19 protein-coding genes are annotated in these 20,047 nt (G+C 41.2%); 12 read left to right on the forward strand and 7 right to left on the reverse strand.

Translation table 11 applies throughout. The annotated features are described in order from the left end of the window. Positions 1-22 precede the first annotated feature (22 nt). The gene (locus tag NSQ54_02510; protein ID WYP27007.1) at positions 23-805 is read right to left on the reverse strand and encodes a formate/nitrite transporter family protein; all 783 of its coding nucleotides are present in this window, start codon (positions 803-805) and stop codon (positions 23-25) included. A gap of 213 nt (positions 806-1,018) precedes the next feature. On the opposite strand from NSQ54_02510, the gene NSQ54_02515 reads away from it, so the two are divergent. Then, positions 1,019-2,293, forward strand: coding sequence for an ATP-binding protein (locus NSQ54_02515; protein WYP27008.1), 1,275 nt, complete (start codon positions 1,019-1,021; stop codon positions 2,291-2,293). A 77-nt stretch (positions 2,294-2,370) separates the two neighbouring features. After that, complete coding sequence (locus tag NSQ54_02520) at positions 2,371-3,972, forward strand: polysaccharide biosynthesis protein (GenBank protein WYP27009.1); 1,602 nt, start codon at positions 2,371-2,373, stop codon at positions 3,970-3,972. A gap of 161 nt (positions 3,973-4,133) precedes the next feature. Here NSQ54_02520 and NSQ54_02525 read toward each other — a convergent pair whose 3' ends face one another. The 4 genes from NSQ54_02525 to NSQ54_02540 all read right to left on the reverse strand — a co-directional run bounded on the left by NSQ54_02525 (position 4,134) and on the right by NSQ54_02540 (position 9,290). Then, positions 4,134-5,618: an NAD(P)H-binding protein gene (locus NSQ54_02525; protein ID WYP27010.1), complete on the reverse strand. Its 1,485-nt coding sequence runs from the start codon at positions 5,616-5,618 to the stop codon at positions 4,134-4,136. 72 nt (positions 5,619-5,690) lie between these two features. Further along, on the reverse strand, positions 5,691-6,548 hold the full coding sequence (locus NSQ54_02530; protein ID WYP27011.1) for a DUF1206 domain-containing protein: 858 nt from the start codon (positions 6,546-6,548) through the stop codon (positions 5,691-5,693). Between the two features lie 111 nt (positions 6,549-6,659). After that, the gene (gene map, locus NSQ54_02535; protein WYP27012.1) at positions 6,660-7,403 is read right to left on the reverse strand and encodes a type I methionyl aminopeptidase; all 744 of its coding nucleotides are present in this window, start codon (positions 7,401-7,403) and stop codon (positions 6,660-6,662) included. 195 nt (positions 7,404-7,598) lie between these two features. Continuing rightward, entirely contained in the window at positions 7,599-9,290 is a 1,692-nt protein-coding gene (locus NSQ54_02540) for a DUF2207 domain-containing protein (GenBank protein WYP27013.1), read from the reverse strand. Between the two features lie 107 nt (positions 9,291-9,397). Between NSQ54_02540 and NSQ54_02545 the strand changes: the two genes are divergently transcribed. The 7 genes from NSQ54_02545 (at position 9,398) to NSQ54_02575 (ending at position 15,008) form a co-directional block, all read left to right on the forward strand. Next, a complete protein-coding gene (locus tag NSQ54_02545; protein ID WYP27014.1) occupies positions 9,398-9,892 on the forward strand; it encodes a PH domain-containing protein in 495 nt (164 codons plus the stop codon). Then, positions 9,885-11,444, forward strand: coding sequence for a PH domain-containing protein (locus tag NSQ54_02550; GenBank protein WYP27015.1), 1,560 nt, complete (start codon positions 9,885-9,887; stop codon positions 11,442-11,444). The genes NSQ54_02545 and NSQ54_02550 overlap by 8 nt, the downstream gene beginning before the upstream one ends. 133 nt (positions 11,445-11,577) lie before the next feature. After that, positions 11,578-12,915 (forward strand): MFS transporter, encoded by a 1,338-nt coding sequence (locus NSQ54_02555; GenBank protein WYP27016.1) that lies wholly within the window; start codon positions 11,578-11,580, stop codon positions 12,913-12,915. Positions 12,916-12,929: 14 nt separating this feature from the next. Beyond that, positions 12,930-13,241, forward strand: a complete 312-nt coding sequence (locus NSQ54_02560; protein ID WYP27017.1) for an MGMT family protein — start codon at positions 12,930-12,932, stop codon at positions 13,239-13,241. Positions 13,242-13,306: 65 nt separating this feature from the next. Continuing rightward, on the forward strand, positions 13,307-13,834 hold the full coding sequence (locus tag NSQ54_02565; protein ID WYP27018.1) for a hypothetical protein: 528 nt from the start codon (positions 13,307-13,309) through the stop codon (positions 13,832-13,834). Between the two features lie 10 nt (positions 13,835-13,844). Then, complete coding sequence (locus tag NSQ54_02570; protein ID WYP27019.1) at positions 13,845-14,378, forward strand: DUF4269 domain-containing protein; 534 nt, start codon at positions 13,845-13,847, stop codon at positions 14,376-14,378. Between the two features lie 15 nt (positions 14,379-14,393). Beyond that, positions 14,394-15,008 (forward strand): peptidylprolyl isomerase, encoded by a 615-nt coding sequence (locus NSQ54_02575; GenBank protein WYP27020.1) that lies wholly within the window; start codon positions 14,394-14,396, stop codon positions 15,006-15,008. A 45-nt stretch (positions 15,009-15,053) separates the two neighbouring features. On the opposite strand, the gene NSQ54_02580 is transcribed toward NSQ54_02575, so the two are convergent. Then, positions 15,054-15,557: a GNAT family N-acetyltransferase gene (locus NSQ54_02580; GenBank protein ID WYP27021.1), complete on the reverse strand. Its 504-nt coding sequence runs from the start codon at positions 15,555-15,557 to the stop codon at positions 15,054-15,056. A gap of 261 nt (positions 15,558-15,818) precedes the next feature. On the opposite strand from NSQ54_02580, the gene NSQ54_02585 reads away from it, so the two are divergent. The 3 genes from NSQ54_02585 (at position 15,819) to NSQ54_02595 (ending at position 19,099) form a co-directional block, all read left to right on the forward strand. Beyond that, positions 15,819-17,498, forward strand: a complete 1,680-nt coding sequence (locus NSQ54_02585; protein WYP28484.1) for an NAD-dependent malic enzyme — start codon at positions 15,819-15,821, stop codon at positions 17,496-17,498. 17 nt (positions 17,499-17,515) lie between these two features. Then, the gene (locus NSQ54_02590; GenBank protein ID WYP27022.1) at positions 17,516-18,463 is read left to right on the forward strand and encodes an AEC family transporter; all 948 of its coding nucleotides are present in this window, start codon (positions 17,516-17,518) and stop codon (positions 18,461-18,463) included. 135 nt (positions 18,464-18,598) lie between these two features. Further along, on the forward strand, positions 18,599-19,099 hold the full coding sequence (locus tag NSQ54_02595; protein ID WYP27023.1) for an LURP-one-related family protein: 501 nt from the start codon (positions 18,599-18,601) through the stop codon (positions 19,097-19,099). A 331-nt stretch (positions 19,100-19,430) separates the two neighbouring features. On the opposite strand, the gene NSQ54_02600 is transcribed toward NSQ54_02595, so the two are convergent. After that, on the reverse strand, positions 19,431-20,018 hold the full coding sequence (locus tag NSQ54_02600) for a TetR/AcrR family transcriptional regulator (protein ID WYP27024.1): 588 nt from the start codon (positions 20,016-20,018) through the stop codon (positions 19,431-19,433). Positions 20,019-20,047 lie beyond the last annotated feature (29 nt).

Raw genomic sequence — 20,047 nt, forward strand, 5'->3', positions numbered from 1 at the left:
TGCATTCGTCTTTCTTTTCATGTTATACCGTTTTCTCTGTTTTAGTTGGGTTCAAGTAATGTAACAATAAGCCCATAAACACTGCTCCACCAACAAAGTTTCCGAGAGTTACCGGAATTAAGTTGTGAACGATCCCGCCAAGTGTCAGATCAGGCGCACCGTGTAAGTAAGCAATCGCAAATGTACCCATGTTAGCAATACTATGTTCGTAACCAGATACGAAGAAACTAAAAACTAGTAGAACCATGATAAAAATCTTAGCCATTTCATTCTTCATTCCTAGTGGAAGAAAGAAAGCCAGACAAACTAACCAGTTACAAAGAATTCCGCGAAAGAAAAGCTCATTCAAAGAGGATTCTGTTTTGTGTTGTGCGACACTCATCAAGAATCCATTTGCACTAGGGTCTTTAAAAATTCCCGTTGCAAGCAAGAAGTAAGCAAAAAGAATAGCTCCAATTAAGTTTCCGATATATGTCATAGATAGCAGCTTCAATGATGTAGACCAAGTCATTTTTCCTTTTAATGATGCATACGGGAAATAAAACGTATTACCTGTAAATAAATCTGCATTTCCATGTTTGATTAAGAGGATTCCCACACCAAACGTAAGTGCTCCAGCTATATACGCAAGAGACGACCCATCTTCATAGAAATATCCGCCTGTTCGGAAAGACACGATAATTCCAAGTCCCAAAAACATGGTTGCTAGAATTGAACGCATCAAATATCTCATGCGATTGTCTGAGTATGCTTTTCCTTTGTTTAGTGCCATTTGTTCAACTTGTTCTAATGAAGCTTGTTCCATTAAATTACCACTCCGCTATTCTACTATTTGCGATAAAATCCGCTATCTGATTATACCCGTTTTTTATTAGATTAAAAGCTTTATTAACTAAAAAAAAGAGAATAGGGGAAATTTGGATTAAGTTGACAAAATATTGTTTCGATTTGTAAACTAATAAAAATATCATAAAAGCGATAAGATGATTCTGATCATCCTTAATGGGGGACATTCCATATGAACCAAGTTTCAGCTATTTATCAAACAAGAGATTCAGAGCATGGTGAAGCTTCTGGATATGCTTCATTTGAACGAATCATATCTGAGATTCAACATGTCTTAAACAAACGGTACGGTAAAACGTATCAGCTATATGCAAGTGAGGATTCATTCTTTGATCATTGGAGTTTACTAGAGAAGGATGTTCAAACATCATCAGATCAGGTTCATCATGTATCGACAATTTTCGAAAAGCTACAACAACGGACATTTACATATGATGAAGAGAAGGATACGCCTGATTATTCGATCCATCTTTCTTTATTAAATAATGTATTCTGCTATGAAAAAGAAGGGGTGGCATTCGCTCAAATCCCTGTCTTTGAAGAATTTGGAGCAAGTATTTTGAGTCGAAACTGCGTGTTTAGTATTGGAGATCAAGAACTGGCTGCTTTTCTTGAAACGGTCCAAACGAGAATTTGGGAAGAAAGCTGTAAGGAAGTAACCGTTTATACTGACACTGAAGAAGGAATGACTCGAAAAGAAGAATCCGTTACACACTCGGTTAAACGAAGTGAAGTCATTTTAGACTTAAGCGTAAAAGATGATATCTATCAATCCTTAGATCAGTTTTTTGATAAGGACCGTACGTTTTATCAAACATATAACATTCCATATAGACGAGGCATTCTGCTGTATGGACCGCCTGGAAACGGAAAAACAACTCTTGTCAAATCAATAGCTGGCTCGATTCATGCGCCAATTGCCTATTGGCAAATTACTGAATTTACGACAAGTGATTCAATTGAAGAAGTGTTCACTGCAGCCAGACGTTTATCGCCAATGGTTCTAGTCATTGAAGACATTGATTCAATGCCGGAGGGAGTACGTTCGTTCTTTTTAAATACGCTAGACGGAGCAACATCAAAGGAAGGAATCTTCTTAATTGGGACAACCAACTATCCCGAGAAGATTGACCCAGGCTTAATGAATCGTGGTGGGAGATTTGACCGTGCGTATGAGATTAGTCTACCTACCTTGGAGTTACGAACACAGTATATGAAGCAAAGAGGGTTCTTATCTTTCTTAGATAATGAGGAAGTTCAAGAGATAGCAGATGCTACGGAAGGTTTCTCATTTGCACAGCTTTCAGAGCTGTTTGTTAGTATGGTACTGGCCTGGCATAATAATGGAGAGGTTCATGCTCTTCATATCATTAAAAGCATGCAAGGTGAACATCAAAAAAGCAAAAAAGGCCACTGGATGAAGCAGAGTGGAAGGATGGGATTCTAACACAACGTACCACCCAACAGTAGAGTATGATATTCTTATTCTAGCTGTGTATATGTCATGAAAAGGTGAGATCATTTGTGAAGAATCAATTTCTAAGAGGAACCTTCTATTTGACGGGAGCGACCTTTCTATCGAAAATTCTTGGATTTATCTATATTATGCCGTTTGTTCTTATTGTAGGAGACTCGGGCTATGCTCTCTATAAATACGCGTACGCGCCCTATACATTAATGCTAAGTGTGGCAACACTTGGTTTACCTATGGCTGTATCTAAGTATGTGGCCAAATACAATAGTCTGGGAGACTACCAGGCAGGAAGAGATCTATTAAATAAAGGATTAAAACTCATGATGGGCATGGGTGTCCTGACATTTCTGGCACTGTTTTTTTTAGCGCCATCTCTTGCGTCAGTTGTTATAAAAGAAGGAGATGTGAGTGGGAATACTCATGAAGATGTTGTCTACGTCATCCGACTCGTAAGTATTGCCTTATTAATTATTCCTCCAATGAGTATGATGAGAGGATTCTTTCAAGGGAATCAACAGATGGGACCCTCTGCATTTAGTACCGTTCTGGAGCAAATTGTCCGCATCCTCTTTATTCTAGCTGGTTCCTTTACCGTTTTATACATACTGGATGGAACGGCCACTCAAGCCGTTGGAATTAGTACGATGGGAGCGTTTGTTGGAGGACTGGCAAGCTTAGGGCTGCTTGTATGGTTTTTTGTGCGCAGAAAAGATTTATTTCCAGCCTTCAGAAATAAGCATGGTGAACATCAACCAATTGAATGGTTGCCGATGCTTAAGGAGCTGACAAGCTATGCTATACCTTTTGTATTAGTTGGGCTTGCCATTCCGCTTTATCAAAACATCGATACCTTTACCATAAATAATTTATTAACAGATGCCGGCTATAGTCTAGTGGAGGCTGAGCAGGTAAATGCAATCATCGGTCTTGCTCAAATTCTTGTACTAGTCCCCGTTTCTCTTGCGACGGCATTTAGTATCTCACTTATCCCAAATATCACAGGATCCTTTAGTAAGGGAGACATGAAGGACGTTACAGACAAAATTAAACAAACGTTTATTTTACTTATGTTTGTCCTGTTACCTGCGGTTGTGGGGATGACATTATTAAGTGATCCGATCTATACAAGTATATTTGGCGAGAACAACCAGCCTGAACTCGGTGGACGAATCCTTGCGTGGTATGCGCCAATGGGCATTCTGTTTTCGCTATTCTCCGTAGCCGCAGCTATTTTACAAGGAATAAACAAGCAAAAGCAGGCGATCATTGGCTTAGGACTAGGAGTTGTAGTCAAGGTGGTGCTTAATGCGTTACTCATTCCTACCTTCTATGAGCTCGGTCCAATCATTGCAACATATGCGGGTTATTTTGTATCGGTTTGTTATTTAACAGCAGTCATTTACCGAAACGTGAAGATTCCTGTTTTTAAACTTCTCAAGCCACTTGTTCCAATTGGTTTGATGGTTGTCCTAATGATGGTAGTTGTAGTAGCAACCGAGTTTCTCGTTCGACTTGCGCTAGCGGATGTAGTAGGGAACTATCCCCTTTCCTTTATTGTTACAGGAGTATCCGTACTAGCCGGAGCAGGTGTATATCTTGTTGTGAGTAAGCAGACTGGTTTGATCCGATTGATTGTTAGGAGAAATGGTTAATTAAAGAATATGGTGCTTGAGACATAACTAAAAATCATTAAAAAATGGCGAATGATTCAATTACAGAATCATTCGCCATTCGTTTTACCAAACAAGCGGATTCGAAGCTATGTTCTTGTTTTGCTATCCGCGTTAATGTTATGTCCTCGGCCTCGGTTATTTCATTCCATCTCAATAATCAACTTCGGATGCTGGTTCTCCTGCTTAATCTGCTTAAGCAGATGACGTTTGAAAAAGTACATGACCCATAGATGAAATTTAGCTTGAGTGAATGTGTAAATAAACCAGGGCAGGGAGGGCTTATACTCATGTATCGCTATGATACATTCTTGAGAGTTCGGAATCTGTCTGAACTCAAGACGCCCTCTACCTGGTGTCTCTTCGCGTTTGGCAAAGGTTCCGCCTGAGATGTAGAAGAGTGCACGACTCTCACTACTACGATCATGAGAGTACGTAAGCGAAAGTAGCGGTTCGTTCCCAAGCATGTAGATCTTGGCACTACCATTCTGGTCAACAGATGTTCGAATCAGTGGTCGTCCAAACTCCCCCAGCCACTCAATGTAACGGCTAGCTGCCCACGAAGCTGTTTTGCCTTCAGGTAACAGCACGCGTTGAACAGATCGAACATCAGAAATGACTGGCTTTGAATGGGTGTTTTCACTAGACGAACCGTTCGACTGATTTTGTTGCTGTTCTTCTTTTTCCTTCTTTTCTTGTTCTTCTTGTTCAAGCGCTGACTTTGCAGCTTCTTTAAAAGAAATTTTCCCGTAGCTTAAGTCCTTATCCATGTTCTCCGGGTTCGCAACCATCGGATGAATTAAGCTTTCAATTAGTGGATAGACCATCTCCCGAGGAGTGCCGGTTGTCACACTGACCCACAAACGAGAGAGCTTAACTGTCATAAACGGAACGTTAAGAAGCTTTCTTTTTTTGCCCATGACTTCGGCGGTATCGATCATCATTTCCTTATAGGTCATGATTTCTGGTCCACCGACATCAATGGATTCACCTGAGAGCTTCTTATTACCGATACTTCCTTTTAGGGCATGCAATACGTCTTGAAGAGCAATGGGATGTGTTTTTTGACGTGTCCATTTAGGAAGTGCCATCATTGGAAGTCTCTTGACAAGTTTCTTAACGATCGGGAACGAGGAGCCTTTAGGACCAACGATTAATCCTGCACGAACGGTTGTCACAGGCACACCGTAGGATGAGAGTACTTTTTCAACCTCAAGACGGCTGCGTAAATGCCGTGAAAGTTCATCTGCATCAGGTGGGATAATCCCACTTAGATAAATGATTTGCTTTACACCATTTTTCTTTGCGGCTTGAGCAAAATTATCGGCTAAAATAAGGTCCATGTCTTCAAACTTCGCCTGAGTTAATTTTGCGGAAGGCATCATGGAATGTACCAGGTATACTGCGTAATCTGCGCCTTCAAGTGCTTTTTCAGCATCTTTAAGGGAGAATAAGTCAGCTGATCTCCAAGTCACATTCTCCGAGTCCTCATATTTGTCTCCATTTCTTGATAAAGCAATGATATCCGCTTGTTTTCCAAGTTTTTTAAGAAGGTTATTCCCGATGTACCCACTTGCTCCTGTTAACGCAATAACAGGTCTTGTTTCGTTTGATGGTTGGTTCTCCATTGTGCACGCTCCTCGTCTTAACTTCACTATCTGTATGGTTACCCTTGAACGAGCGGTTGTAATCTACTCATCTTATTTCCGTCCGAAGTTCATATGAACGTAGCGTCCAAAGAAATAGCCATATATACCGAACAGAATAAGTCCAACGGCTACAATACCAAGAAGCCATTGACCATACGGTTGTTGAGAAAGCTCATATAAAGCTCCATCCATTCCTTGTGTTTCATCAGCATCTGCATTAAGGGCTGTTTGGATGAGAAAGACACCAATCAGCGCAAAGACAATGGCACGTGAAACCAAGCCAATTCGTCCAATCATTCTCGTCAGATTCCATTCATGTTTGTTCATCTCAGACTTTTTAAACTCGTTTAAGAATTTGCCTGAAACGGCTTTATATCCTTCGTAGAGTGCATAGACGATAATACCAATACCGATAGCTCCAATGATCCATTGACCAAAGGGCTGTGATAGGAGCATCTGCGAGTACGTTTCCTCGTCACTCCCACCTGATCCACCAGAATGAGTTGCAAAGGAAAAGGCATTGAAGGCCAAGCTGGCGTAAATAAGAGCACTTCCAACAAAGCCAACACGAACGAGAACTCCTTTTATACCGTTACCAAAATGACCCGTATCAACGGAGGCACGAATAAACATCCAAATCACATAACCGGTTAGCCCAATTCCTACTAACCATAAGACCACTTCACCAAAGGGCATACTAGCAAGGGTTTGTAAGGCTCCGCTCGTATCCTCAGTATCTCCACCAACACCTGTTGCGGTCATAAAAGCAAGCACACCAATTAAAATATACACGAAGCCTTGAGACATGTACCCAAATCGACCCAAGCGTCTAATCCAAGGTTTAGATTCTTTTTTGGCTTCAGACGCTTTTTGTTTAGTTTCTTGCTTAGTTGGAGTGTGCTTCGCCACTGTTCTCAGTCCTTTCAGTTATCTGACTATAAGATTCCCCATTCCCTGTAGACCAAACCAAAACAAAAAGCTAGTGACTCCAAGTGGAGATTCACTAGCCTTTATACCTAATTATATTGTTAAAATAATTGGCTCATCCTTCGTCACAATAATTGTGTGCTCTTTTTGAGCGACGAAGCTTTTGTCTGCCGTGGTTAGGGTCCATCCATCGTCAAGCTGATAGACATCCTCAGCCTTTGTTGAAACGAAAGGTTCAAACGCGATGACTTCTCCATCCTTAAATAACTTTGTATCACGTGGGTTGTAGTAGTTGAAAATGTGCTCAGGTGAATCATGTAATGATAGACCAACGCCATGTCCTGTTAGGTTTTTAATAACGTTAAATCCATGCTCCTGAGCGGTTTGGAAAACGGTGCGACCGACACCATTTTGTTTGGAGCCTGCTCTAAACTTTTTAAGACCTGCATCAAATGTGTTTTTTGTCGCTTCAATAAGGTCTGTTAAAATTGGCTCACCTTTTCCAACAACAAAGGAATGACCGGTATCTGCGAAGTAGCCATTTAAGGAGCCGGATACATCAATGTTTACAATGTCACCCTCTTTAATCACACGAGAACCAGGGATACCATGCGCCACTTCTTCGTTAACGCAGATGCATGTGTAGCCTGGGAAATCGTAGGTGCTAATTGGTGCGGAAATAGCACCGAATTTCTTGAATAGCTTTCCGCCGATCTCATCAATTTCTTTTGTGGTTACGCCCGGCTTTGTATGAAGAGTTAGCTCTTCACGAATTTCAGCAACAATTTTTCCAATTTCCTTTAACCCATGTAGATCTTTTTCGTTTTGTACGATCATACGTGCATTCTCCTTCATATATAGATGTCACTCTTTATGCTATGTGTATTTGTCTATGGCTGAGTCTGTTACAACTTCACTACCATTTATTCTACGCCTAAGTATAGCGTACATCAATGGATTATCAAAAACGATAGTGTTCCTCGCGAAAGAAAAAAGACGAGGATTCAATAATCACTCGTCTCCAAACGCTCCTTAAAAAGCACCAGAACCACCGCCGCTTCCGCCAACTCCACCACCTGGAGAGCTACCGGATGGAGAGGAGGAGGGAGCTGCACTTGAACTCGCTGTATTCATACTTGCTTGTGCAACTACGGAAATGGCAATAAATGTTGTCACATCAAACGAGTAGGCAGTCATTGCTTGAGGCTGACCCTTAAATACCTCTTCAAGCTCTGTGTTTTTCGCTTTTAAATTCTTATCACCTGTGCCGATTCCGTAAATAATCGCACGCATCAAATCATCTTGCTTCCAGCTTGTCATTTCAGTAGCTGAAAGTGTAGCAGCTTGTTTGCTGAATTGATTCCACTCATACACAATTCGCGCGCCCTCGGTTGTCCGTGGGTGATAGAAAATAGCATACCCTATATACCCAATAAAGAGGAGAATTGAAAAGAATAACCACATCGGTAAGTCATACATTGGAAACAGAACAAAAAGTGGAACAAAGATCAGACTAGCGAGTCCGACTGTTAATCGATAAGCTTTTTTGTTTTGGTGCACGTTCGCTTCCTTCATCTCTTGTCCAATGGCGGTTTTCCACTTGTGATCATACTGTTGATACGTCTCGTGGTTTTTCTTATCTTTGGCGTAACTCTCTAGTTGTTGTAAGGTGAACGTCTTTTGATCACCAATCGTATCAAATAGCCATTCGATCAAGATATGCTCTGCTTTAGAGGCGCCATCTCGGTGAATCAGTGTAAATTGATTTGTATCATGTTCTTTTACAAACCCTTTTCTCATCAAGTCCAGCAAACCGGCAGCCATTGCCTCAGGACGTAGCGTGCTTTTCGTATAAAGAATGGTTGCCAGCATGCTAAGCTTTTGTTTCGGAATACCTTTAGATGCTTGATATTCCTGCTCAAATGATTTGTACAGTTGTCTGCTTTTTAAGTACGACCCTAGAATTAGAGCAAATAGAACAAATCCGGAAAGCGGAATAAAAACGATCGCAAAGCTTGAAAGGCGATCCTGGGTGGATGCAAACGCAGCAGCCTCATCCTTTACTTCCTGCTCATCAGTCAAGACGGTTTCTCTCAACTCTTGATCAACAACCGTTGCATTTGAAAATAATTCACTTGGATACGCCACTCGAATAAAACCGTTTGACCCTTCAGATACGTTTCCAATTGAGAAAGTGACGGTTCCATCTTGTTGGACGGCTTCTTTGTTAAACGTTTCATCCTTGCCGTAAGCAATTACTTCATCCGTTTCTACTGGTGGATGGATAATCACTGTCATATCTTCGTAAGGAACCTCGCCACTCGAATCGAAGAATGACCAGTTAAAATCAGCGACATCCTGATACACCGTTGCACCATTAGTGATCGTGTAACTAAGATCAAGAGTGACAGTCTCATAGCTACCTGGTCGCATGATTTTATACAGTGCACCTTCTTGTTCGATTTCTAGAGGCTGACCGTTTTCTGAAGCCTCAACATTTGTAATTTCCGTGTTTTCTTTTTGATAAAGCGTTCTGGTTAATCCGTTAAAATCATCATCAAAGTCATACACATGTGTTTCGTTAACCAACACGTCCCCGTTCTCTAACAGGGTGGCATCAATCGTTGATTCTGGAATCGTGAAATCAATTGCTAACGCCTGTTGGGGAACGAATAGGAATGTAAGTATAAGGAATGGAATAAGCATTAGGATTCGTTTTGTCATGAGTAGCACCTGCTTTCTTTCTCCTTTATACGATTCGTAGAAAAAAAGGTTTCAAAAAGTGAAACGTTTATTGGATAAATCCGTAAATAAATAGAGAGGGGTGACTTATGAAGCAGACAATTCAAAAGCCAGATCAGAAGATATCAGACAAAGCAACGAGTGTATGGAGAATTTCTTCAGCCATCTCACATGCCATTACTTTACTTATACTAGGTACAGCCATATTCTTGCAACATTATTATGAATGGGTAGAGTGGATTAGGTATGTAGTCTATGCTGTCACAGCGATTGTGCTTCTTCATGCGTTATACAAGATCTTCATCTATCCTATCTATATGCAACGTACGTGGAGATATCGGGTGGATGATGAGTACATACAAATGAAGTACGGTGTAATTGATCAAGAGCATGTCATGGTTCCCATGGTAAAAGTCCTTCACGTGAGTACAAACCAAGGGCCAATTCTAAGAAGGTATGGATTATCTACCATTACCGTTGGGACAACAGCTTCTTCGCATGAGATCCCAGCGTTACCGAATGAGGAAGCAGAAGACCTCCGTGAAAAAATCGCCGTGCTCGCGAAGGTGTATGAAGATGAGTGATCAAACGATCCAATTACATCAACCGTACCGGCTACATGCGTCCTTTTTGTTGTCGGAGTTATTTTCTACAATTAAAAACTATTTCTTCCCGATTCTTTTGTTTTGGATCGTGAATCGAAACTCTGAATCTACGTTTACCATGTTTGCTAAGTGGGGCGTGCTCGCTCTGATTGCATTATCAGTAGTCTCAGCCATCCTGCAGTGGATTCATTTTCGATATACATTCACGGAAACCGATCTACAAATAAGGAAGGGCGGGCTTGTGCGGAAAGAACAATATATTCCATATCAACGCATCCAAAATGTTTCAAGAACAACAAACCTTATCGGCAAAATCTTTCGTGTGACAACCGTTCAGCTTGAAACTGAAGCACAGGATGATGCAACCGTGCACCTAAAAATGGTGACACACACGCAAGCGGATGCGATTCAAACGTTTCTTGAATGGAAAAGCAATCATAAGACCCAAGATACGTTGTCTACTGAGGTGGCAGCTCCAAGCAAGGCGCTTCATTACAAAGTAACAAAAAAAGAACTGGTTAAAGCATCCTTCACATCTTTTAGTATTGTGGCACTTATTCCAATTTTAATGACCATCTTCTTTAATATCGATGAGGTCTTTCCACTAGATGGTCATGTTAATAGAGTTACGAGTTTTCTTTGGGATCACTGGATATGGCTAACCTTTGCAATCATTTGTTTATTAATGATTTCCTGCTTGTTTGGTGTGATCACGACATTCCTACAGTTCGGACGTTTTGAGGTTCGGAGTGACGAGAAGCGTATCTATATCAAGAAAGGGATCATTCAAGAAAAAGAAAACGCCATCCTAAAGAGTAAGGTACAAGGAGTGGTTGTTTCAAAAAGCTTAATTAGGCGCTGGTTTGGTATGGCTAAGGTGAAATTAGTGTGTGCAGGAGGAGAAGGATGGGAGGATGATTCGGAGTCCGCTGTGATCTTTCCTTTCATATCTGTTAAGCGAATCCCTGAGCTCTTACCCGAAATCATACCTGGGTTTGTATATCATCAGCCAGAACGCAAATTGCCACGTCGTGCACTTCGGGTAAAATTGCTAAGGCCTAGTTACTTCTGGATCATTGTGACGGTTGTGATTGTGATCTTCTGGAGCAACTTGTGGTATCTGTCGCTTATCCTACTCGCATTAATCGGATTAAGTCGACTCATGGATTTCTATTTTACAAGGTACCAGATCACTGAGTCTATGACTCAGTTTGAAGTAGGTGGTGTGTTTAACGAATTAACAACAACCAGTATGAACAAGGTGGAAGAGGTTAAAGTCACTAGGTCGTGGCTTCAGCGGCGGTTTGGGCTTGCCTCGATTCAGGTTGCTACGCGTGGGAAACCAATTCACATCATTATGATTCATGATATCCCTGAGAGCGTAGCGGACGATTATTATATGTGGTTTGAGCAGTTTGTTCATGAGCGGTATCACTTTTATGTAGCGCAGAACCTTAAGCAAGAAACAATGAAGGATGAGGCTGAACCTAACGAATTCGATGCAGGGATAGAAGAAGAGACTTTAAATTAAGCATGAGTAAGCATGAGCAATATGTTAACGTTTTTTTCGTTTCTGATGAAAAATAGTTAGATTCCCGAAGTAAGCATTCCAATCTGATTTACGTTATAATGTTTCGATATGACTCAGATTGGGATGAAATTGAATGAATGATCGGATTATCGTGCCTTTATGGGCATTTGGACTTTTTATTGTCATTATGAACACAACAATGTTTAATGTGTCGATACCAGGCATTATTGGACAATTAGATGTAACGGCTGAGCTCGGTTCTTGGATTATCTCCAGCTACTCCATTGGCTACGCGTTGACAACGGTGATCTATAGCCGGTTGTCTGATTCCGTATCCATTCGGCTTCTTATTGCGATTGGTGTAGCGGTACTCACAACCGGTTCTGTTTCGGGAATCTTTGCCACTGACTTTAACACGCTTCTTCTGGCAAGAATCCTGCAATCAGCAGGAGCAGGGGCTATTGCGGGTCTTGGCATGATTATTGTAAGTCGTTACATTCCATACGAACGACGGGGAAGTGCACTTGCCTTAATTTCAGCGGCCAGTGCCATGGCGTTTGGGATGGGACCAATCGTTGGTGGGGTTGTTTATCAAACCTTTGGTTGGTCTGGCTTATTTGCCATCACTTGTTTGGTTATTTTAATCTTCCCTGTGATTATTCCACTTCTTCCTAAAGAAGAGCCAAAAGCGTTTCAATTTGATGTGATTGGTGGTTTGTTAACCGTCATTAATACCATCACGCTGTTACTTGCTGTCACTCAGCGCTCTATTTGGTTACTCATTATATGTGTAGTCACTATCGTCATTCACGGCTTTTATGTGAATCGTGACAAGCCTACCTTTATACGAAAGGAGCTCTTAAAGCAGCCTCCTTACTTAAAGCTTTTAGCGGTAGGTTTTTGTGTGATGTCATTAAACCTAGGAAATCTGTTTCTCATGCCACTGGTACTTGCGAATGAATTTGGAACATCCGCGATGAATATTGGCTTTATCATTGCACCAGGTGCGATTGTGACAGCTATCATTTCACGTTATGTTGGTCGAGGAATTGATAAACTGGGGAATCGAAAATTCTTATTATGGGGACATGTATTTCTCGCAGCAGTAGCAGCTGTATTTGCGCTGTTTACATCCGTGTCACCGCTCGTTATCTTAATTGGGTATCTCTTTTTCTCACCCGCTTTCTCTGCAACACTAAGCGCGTTAAATAATGAGGTATCAAGAATCCTTCCTGGTGAATTTATTGGTTCTGGGATGGGAATGATGCAGCTTGCTCAGTTCATGGGTGGATCTCTATCTGTTGCAATCTGTGGCATTTTAATTTCCTTCCACGTCAATGTGTCTATCATTCATGAGTATGGGTTTGTGTATGTTTGTTTATTTGCTCTTATCTTGTGCTCATTGGTTATCTATTTATGGTTTCAATTCTCATTACCAAAAGAGGGTAGAGAGGAATCCTCTTTATCCTAACGGGGGTTAATTAAATGACTAAGCTTTCTTTTTTTGAACAAGTGTATGAGCTCGTTGAAAAGATTCCAGAGGGACGAGTAGCTACGTATGGTCAAATTGCACGGCTACTCGAACAGCCTCACAACGCAAGAGTTGTGGGGTGGGCGATGCGCCAGGCACCAGATGGGCTCCCTAGTCATCGGGTAGTGAAACGATCAGGTGAACCCGCGCCTGATCTTCTTTTATTTAAAGGAGGGTTCACACAACGTGAGCTTCTCGTGTCAGAAGGGATTCTCTTCCACCTGAATGGTCGAATTGATCTTTCATCCTGCATGTGGGAAAGGTGATTAGACAAGTTCGATTTTTCACCTTAAAATAGGAGAAGACTGTACGATGGAATGGGGAGAATGGTGTGACAAAAAGAAAATGGATTTCGCTTGGGATTGCCATTGTGGCTTTAATTGGGATTGCGATCTACTTTGTTGGATTTCATCCAACGCCTTCAGAGCGCGCGTTTGATAAAGGGCTTACATATGTAAAGGAACAAAACGTTTCCATCCTTCAAATTCATAAGAAGCAAGAGCATGGTCCTTCTGTTTTTTTCTTCAGTGATACCGATCAAGTTGGGATGATTGAGGCGGCACCGGGAGAGGACTTGATTCAGGCAAAGGCACAAAAGAACAATGTGGCCGATGGAATCACTTTAGTCTCTTTAGCAGGAATTGAAAGACATAGTGGCATTCTTCTAGAACGAGAGGATGCAGCGGAGATTGAGCTTGTTACGTTTAAAGAAGACGAGGAAGAGCTTGCTCAGTTTGAAATAGAAGAGGACGACGGCGATTATAGTGGATACTTAGATCAAAGCAGGAGCCTTTCTGATTTTAATGTAATCTCGCTAACGAAAACAAATGGTGAGATGGAAGTCATAATAATCGATTGAGGAGAGTGGAATGATCTCACTGGATTCCCTAAGAGAAGGAACAAAGAAACAGCAGTCGGTCTATCGGGTGATTCAACACCTACATCTCATGGAATCGTGGTCCATGTATTCTCCTGTTTTATGCGGAACGATTCCAATCGATATTGATTTAGAAACATCTGATTTGGATATCATTATGGAAATGGATAGCTCTCTTCATGTTGAAGTGCAGCAAGAGATGAAGAGGCTTTATGGAGATCTTCAAGGCTTTCGCACGAAGCGCTACAAAGTGAGAGGCATTCCTACTCTTAAAACAAACTTTACGTATCAAGGGTTTGAGTTTGAATTATTCGCTCAGCCTGTTCCTGTAAAAGAACAGAATGCCTATGTTCACATGGTGATTGAGGCCGCTCTTCTAAAAGGAGATGATACCATGCGAGAGCAAATCCTTACGTTGAAGAGAGCTGGAATGAAAACAGAGCCTGCTTTTTGTGAAGTGCTTGGACTACAGGGAGACGCGTATCACGAATTGATTCAGTATGGTAAAAAACAAGGAATAATCTAAGGAGTGGAACTCAGTATGAAATGGACAAAAACAGTAGCTGCGGCTATCATGACAAGCCTATTTATCATAAGTGGTTGTGGAACATCAGGGCCAGATGAAAATGAAGATGCATCGACTGCAAATGAAGTTGACATTGACCTTGAAAATCCAACGGTTGTGACAATGACGATGGAAAACGGGGGAGAGGTTGTCATGGAGCTCTATCCTGATGTTGCACCAAAAACGGTAGAAAACTTTGTGAAACTCGCAAGTGACGGCTTTTATAACGGATTAACCTTTCACCGAGTGATCCCCGGATTTATGATTCAGGGAGGAGACCCGGATGGTAATGGTACAGGTGGCCCAGATCACTCAGTTGAAGGTGAGTTCTCAAGTAATGGATTTGAGAATGATTTAAGTCACGAACGCGGAGTCGTTTCCATGGCACGCAGTCAGGACCCTGATTCAGCAGGAAGTCAGTTCTTTATTGTAGTGGACGACTCAACGTTCCTTGATGGAGAGTATGCGGCGTTTGGTAAGGTGACAGAGGGTATGGATGTTGTGGATGAAATTGTATCTGTTGAAACAGACGGTAGCGACAAACCAGTTGAAGGTCAAGAACAAGTAATTGAGACGATTACTGTTCAATAATGATTGAAGAACCACCTTTTCAAAAAAGAAAAGGTGGTTCTTTTTTTATGGATTCAGGGGCTTTTCATAAAAGTAAAAGGGATTTTTTCGTTCGGGAAACGTTCGTTCACCTACAAAGGTATAGTGGTGTTTTGTAAATAGTTCTTGTGCCTTACGATTTAACGAATACGTGTCTACCTTCATGGACGTCATACCATTCTCAATCGCATAGCTTTCGGCAAAGGTTATAAGTTTTGAAGCAATCCCTTTTTTTCGAATCATCGGGTTTACCACTAATCGATGAAAAATCATTGCCTGCTCAACAGGTTGATGCCATTCGAATTCTTTATATGCATTGGAGAACTGTTGATCAATTGTGATTGATCCAGCGACCTCCCCATCAAGAATATATACGAAAATGGACTCGTTCATTACATCATTTTGAAAGTCACTAGCCAGTGGATAAAATTCATCCCACTGATCGTTTCGTTCTTCTTTCATTATGTCAACAGTTTCTGATGCCATTTTCGCTAAATATTGGATGTCTGTAGATTGTCCTGAGCGTATCATGATGTCACCTCAAAAAAATAATATGTTCCAATTAAATGTATCACAGACCTTTTAGAATGTCTGTGTCTTGGCTTTTATCTCGCTATTGTACCGTATATTAGAAAAATACTGATTAATAATATATTTACTTAACAAAGTTTCATCAGGTTGACATGTATATATACGAGGTGTATATTTTGTGTCCCGAAGTAATAAGGAGTCATCCTTAAATTTACGAAAGAAGGTCCTATTGTGAATTCAACACAGGAATTATCTAAAGAAATGACCAAAACCGCTTTAAAAGGGAAGGATCTATTAATGGATCCAAGCCTGAATAAAGGGGTTGCTTTTACGGAAGATGAACGAAAAGAATTAGAACTAGAGGGGCTACTTCCTCCAACTGTTCTAACGATCAAGGAACAAAGCGATCGTGCATATGAACAGTTTTTAGCGCAACCAACAAATCTTCGGAAGAATGTTGTATTAAGTGATTTAGCGAATCGGAACCGAGTGTTATTTTATCGCTTGTTTAGCGAACACATCGCTGAAATGCTACCTATTGTTTATACACCGACTGTAGGGACGGCGATTCAAGAATATAGCCACGAATATTACCGTCCCGAGGGATTATACCTTTCCATTAATAACGTTGAGGGAATCTCAAAGGCATTTGAGAATATAGATCTTGGTCCAGATGATATAGATATCATTGTTGCAACGGATTCAGAAAGTATCCTTGGAATAGGGGATTGGGGCATAGGTGGAATTAAGATTGCGATTGGAAAGCTGGCTGTGTATACTGCGGCAGCTGGAATTGATCCAAGTCGAGTATTAGCTGTTGTCTTGGATGCTGGTACCAATAATCAAAAACTGCTCGATGACCCTTTATATATTGGTGAACGTCATGAACGTGTTCGCGGAGAAAAATATGATCAGTTTATCTCTGCTTATGTTGAAGAAGCACTAAAGAAATTTCCTAGTGCATTGCTTCACTGGGAGGATTTTGGTGGTGCAAATGCTCGTAAAATCATTGATGACTACAAGGAATCTGTTCTGAACTTTAACGACGACATTCAAGGGACAGGTGCTGTGACATTGTCTGCAATTGTCTCAGCATTAAAAGTAACGGGTGAACCGATAGAAAAGCAACGAGTAGTTGTCTTTGGACCGGGGTCAGCTGGAATTGGGAATGCTGATCAGATTGTTGGAGCAATGAGTTTGAATGGAATCACGGAAGAGGCTGCGTACCAACAATTCTGGGCGGTCGATCAATTCGGACTGCTGACAGAAAATAGAGGAAACACAGCAGACTTCCACAAACCATATCTGCGTCCAGACTCTGAGGTAACCAATTGGGCTAGAAATAATGAAGGTCAAATTGAATTATTAAAAGTGATTAAACAAGTGAAGCCGACTATTCTTATTGGGACTTCTGGAACAACAGGTGCTTTTAGTGAAGAGATTGTGCGTGAAATGGCAGCTCATACTGAGCGACCGATCATCATGCCGATGTCTAATCCAACCCCGCTTGCAGAAGCCGTTCCAGAAGACTTAATCAAATGGACGGATGGGAAAGCTCTCATCGCAACGGGTAGCCCATTTTCTCCAGTAAGCTACAAAGGTGTAGACTATGAGATCGGTCAGGCGAATAATGCGTTTGTGTTCCCAGGACTCGGACTTGGAGCTGTTGTCGTAAAAGCAAAACTGTTTACGGAGAAAATGTTTGCTGCCTCTGCGGAAGCTGTAGCAAATGCCACAAAAGGATCTGGAGAAGGCGCAGCCATTCTGCCAAGAGTAGAGGATCTTCGGTCTGTATCGATAGATGTTGCAGTGGCTGTCGCTAAAGCAGCCATTGAGGATAACGTTGCTCAAATAACACCTGACAACATTGAAGAGGCAGTGAAGGAAGCAATGTGGGAACCAATCTATAAAACCATTGTATCCTCTAAAAAAGCTAACTAAAATTGGAGTCCTGAAAAGTGGGAATAAGTGAAATCTTCATCATCCTGATACCAATATTCTTCGTTATTTTGCTAGGGTATCTTGCAGGATATTTAAATGTATTTGATAAACATTCATCAAAGGGAATTAACACACTCGTTACAAAGTTTGCCTTACCAGCTCACTTATTTGTTGGTGTCACAACAACACCAAGAGATGTCCTGATTGCCCAATGGCCGTTTTTAATCGCATTAGTGCTTGGAATCTTTGTTTTTTATCTTGTGATTTATATGATCATGAAGTTTGGATTTAAGTTCACTCTTTCGAATGCGGCTATGTTTTCATTGAACTCCGCACAACCAACGTTTGCGTTTATGGGTATCCCTGTATTAGGTAGCTTATTTGGTTCAGAAGTAGTAGCTGTTCCAATTGCTGTAACTGGAATTGTTGTGAATGCACTACTTGATCCAACAGCAACCATTATGGGAACGATAGGTCAAAGAGAAAAAGTAGAAAATGAAAAGATGGGGAAAGTGATTGTTAAAACCTTTGCGCACGGACTACGTGAGCCATTAGCGCTTGTTCCGTTGATTGCAGTGGTCCTTACCCTACTTGGTTTTCATGCACCTGGTATACTTGCTGATTCGTTTAATGAGATTGGCGATGTGACGTCGGGTGTTGCACTTTTTGCAGTTGGTGTAACAGTAGGAATTAGAAAGATTAGTTTTAATTTGTCTGCTTTCAGTATTGCGACCTTAAAAACAATCATTCAGCCAGCGCTAATGTTTTTCATTGCATGGGCGATGGGAATGTCGCAAGAAGATACGACGATGTTAGTCCTGCTCGTTGCCTTCCCTGGATCAGCAGTTGCTGCTATGATTGCCGTTCGTTTTGAATCAATGGAAGCTGAAGCGGGTTCTGCCTTTGTGTTAAGTGCCATTATTTCTGTATTGACCTTACCTTTCTTAATTTCACTTCTGATGTGAGTGAAGACAAACAAAAAGCCTTCAAAAATGATCAACATTTTTGGAGGCTTTTTGCTTTTTAATTCAGCTTGAACGTATTGGAACTTTTTTCATGCTGGTGCGTAAATAAACACAGAAAAGAAAGGATGTGGCGAAATGGACTTATATATTAAACAACGGATCTTCACGTTTAATGACCAGTTTACTGTGGCTGACATGCAAGGAAATCAATTATATGACGTACAAGGGAAATTCTTCTCATTCGGAGACCAATTAACAATTTCCGAAGTAGGTGGTTCTAACCAAATTCAAATTAAACAGAAACTCGCCTCTTGGATGCCACGTTACTTAATTGAACAGGATGGCCAGGTTATTTGTGAGGTGGTTAAGAAATTTACTTTCTTCAAAGCAAACTTTGATATTCTTCCATACAATTGGGTGGTAGAAGGGGATGTGTTTAACCATCAGTACATTTTGAGGGACGGTACAACAGAGATGATGAGCGTTCAAAAAGAATGGCTATCCTGGGGTGATACGTACCACGTTACCATTCACAAAGACGAGCACGTATTGCCTTGTTTAGCGATTATGATTGTGCTTGATATGGTTCTGCATAATAAGAAGAATAATAATAATTCATTTATTCATAATCAATGAGATAGTATATTCCGGATTAAGAAGGATGAGTGTGGATTTAAGAACGAGAGCGTTAGCCAGAAGAAGGGGAAGGAAACCAAGAAGCAAAGCACCTTAGCAAGAACAACGAGAAAAGTACCAAGCCCAGAGCCCACTCCACCAAGAAACGGGTGCTGATAACAAGAAAGGCGGGCGGGCAACTAAGCTCGCCCCTTTGATATCAAGAAGAGTGAGTTCCGGACTCAGAAGAGTAAGAGCGGCACCAAGAAGAATGAAAACTCAACCAAGACCCTACAGCGTTAGCGGAAGGACCACCAAGCCCAGCACTCGGCAGCGGGGCTTGTTTTTACGTTTATGGCGCAAGTGTTTGATACATATAGGTGTAGAACTGCTCCTTGAGTTTAGGTGTTCTCTCCGGCGAGATAATATGCATGACCCTTAACCCATAAGAGTACGTCAAAAAAGAGGAGGCACAAAGGACTGGGTCAACGTTTGAGTCAATGACTCCCCCCATTTGTCCAGCTTTAATCCAACTTACTGCTTGGCTCTCACTAAATGTATAAAAGTTCTCTAAAACCTTTTCTACCTGAGGATTGTCCTTCTTACTAAGAAGATATGTGAAAATGGCGTTCGTTACATCTTCTTCATCCAAAAAGAAGGTTAATCCCTCTGTTATAGCTGAAAGAGGTTCTTCTAGTCGGGTACAATTGTCTTCTAAAATAGACCAGAACGTAGCATCGATTTTACTAATATGACTCTGCAGTAACATACCAAATAATTCGTCTTTACTGCTCACATAATGATAAATCGCGCCTTTTGAAACAGCTGACTGCTCCATAATCATTTTTAAAGTGGTATTCGCACACCCGTGTTCTTTAATAAGCTGCTCTGTTTGAGCTAAGATATGTAGCAAGCTAGCTGGTAGTTTTGGAGTCTCCATAATAATAAATAATCCTTTCATAAAGTTAT

Source organism: Alkalihalobacillus sp. FSL W8-0930, assembly GCA_037965595.1.
Taxonomy (GTDB): Bacteria; Bacillota; Bacilli; order Bacillales; family Bacillaceae_D; genus Alkalicoccobacillus.

What these genes read in the sequence shown, in the direction of transcription:
- NSQ54_02555 (WYP27016.1), top strand. Translation starts at nt 11,578, where the DNA reads ATGAATGATCGGATTATCGTGCCTTTATGGGCATTTGGACTTTTTATT.
- map (WYP27012.1), bottom strand. Translation starts at nt 7,403, where the DNA reads ATGATCGTACAAAACGAAAAAGATCTACATGGGTTAAAGGAAATTGGA.
- NSQ54_02580 (WYP27021.1), bottom strand. Translation starts at nt 15,557, where the DNA reads ATGATACGCTCAGGACAATCTACAGACATCCAATATTTAGCGAAAATG.
- NSQ54_02540 (WYP27013.1), bottom strand. Translation starts at nt 9,290, where the DNA reads ATGACAAAACGAATCCTAATGCTTATTCCATTCCTTATACTTACATTC.
- NSQ54_02510 (WYP27007.1), bottom strand. Translation starts at nt 805, where the DNA reads ATGGAACAAGCTTCATTAGAACAAGTTGAACAAATGGCACTAAACAAA.
- NSQ54_02595 (WYP27023.1), top strand. Translation starts at nt 18,599, where the DNA reads ATGGACTTATATATTAAACAACGGATCTTCACGTTTAATGACCAGTTT.
- NSQ54_02560 (WYP27017.1), top strand. Translation starts at nt 12,930, where the DNA reads ATGACTAAGCTTTCTTTTTTTGAACAAGTGTATGAGCTCGTTGAAAAG.
- NSQ54_02570 (WYP27019.1), top strand. Translation starts at nt 13,845, where the DNA reads ATGATCTCACTGGATTCCCTAAGAGAAGGAACAAAGAAACAGCAGTCG.
- NSQ54_02515 (WYP27008.1), top strand. Translation starts at nt 1,019, where the DNA reads ATGAACCAAGTTTCAGCTATTTATCAAACAAGAGATTCAGAGCATGGT.
- NSQ54_02545 (WYP27014.1), top strand. Translation starts at nt 9,398, where the DNA reads ATGAAGCAGACAATTCAAAAGCCAGATCAGAAGATATCAGACAAAGCA.
- NSQ54_02550 (WYP27015.1), top strand. Translation starts at nt 9,885, where the DNA reads ATGAGTGATCAAACGATCCAATTACATCAACCGTACCGGCTACATGCG.
- NSQ54_02525 (WYP27010.1), bottom strand. Translation starts at nt 5,618, where the DNA reads ATGGAGAACCAACCATCAAACGAAACAAGACCTGTTATTGCGTTAACA.
- NSQ54_02585 (WYP28484.1), top strand. Translation starts at nt 15,819, where the DNA reads ATGACCAAAACCGCTTTAAAAGGGAAGGATCTATTAATGGATCCAAGC.
- NSQ54_02575 (WYP27020.1), top strand. Translation starts at nt 14,394, where the DNA reads ATGAAATGGACAAAAACAGTAGCTGCGGCTATCATGACAAGCCTATTT.
- NSQ54_02600 (WYP27024.1), bottom strand. Translation starts at nt 20,018, where the DNA reads ATGGAGACTCCAAAACTACCAGCTAGCTTGCTACATATCTTAGCTCAA.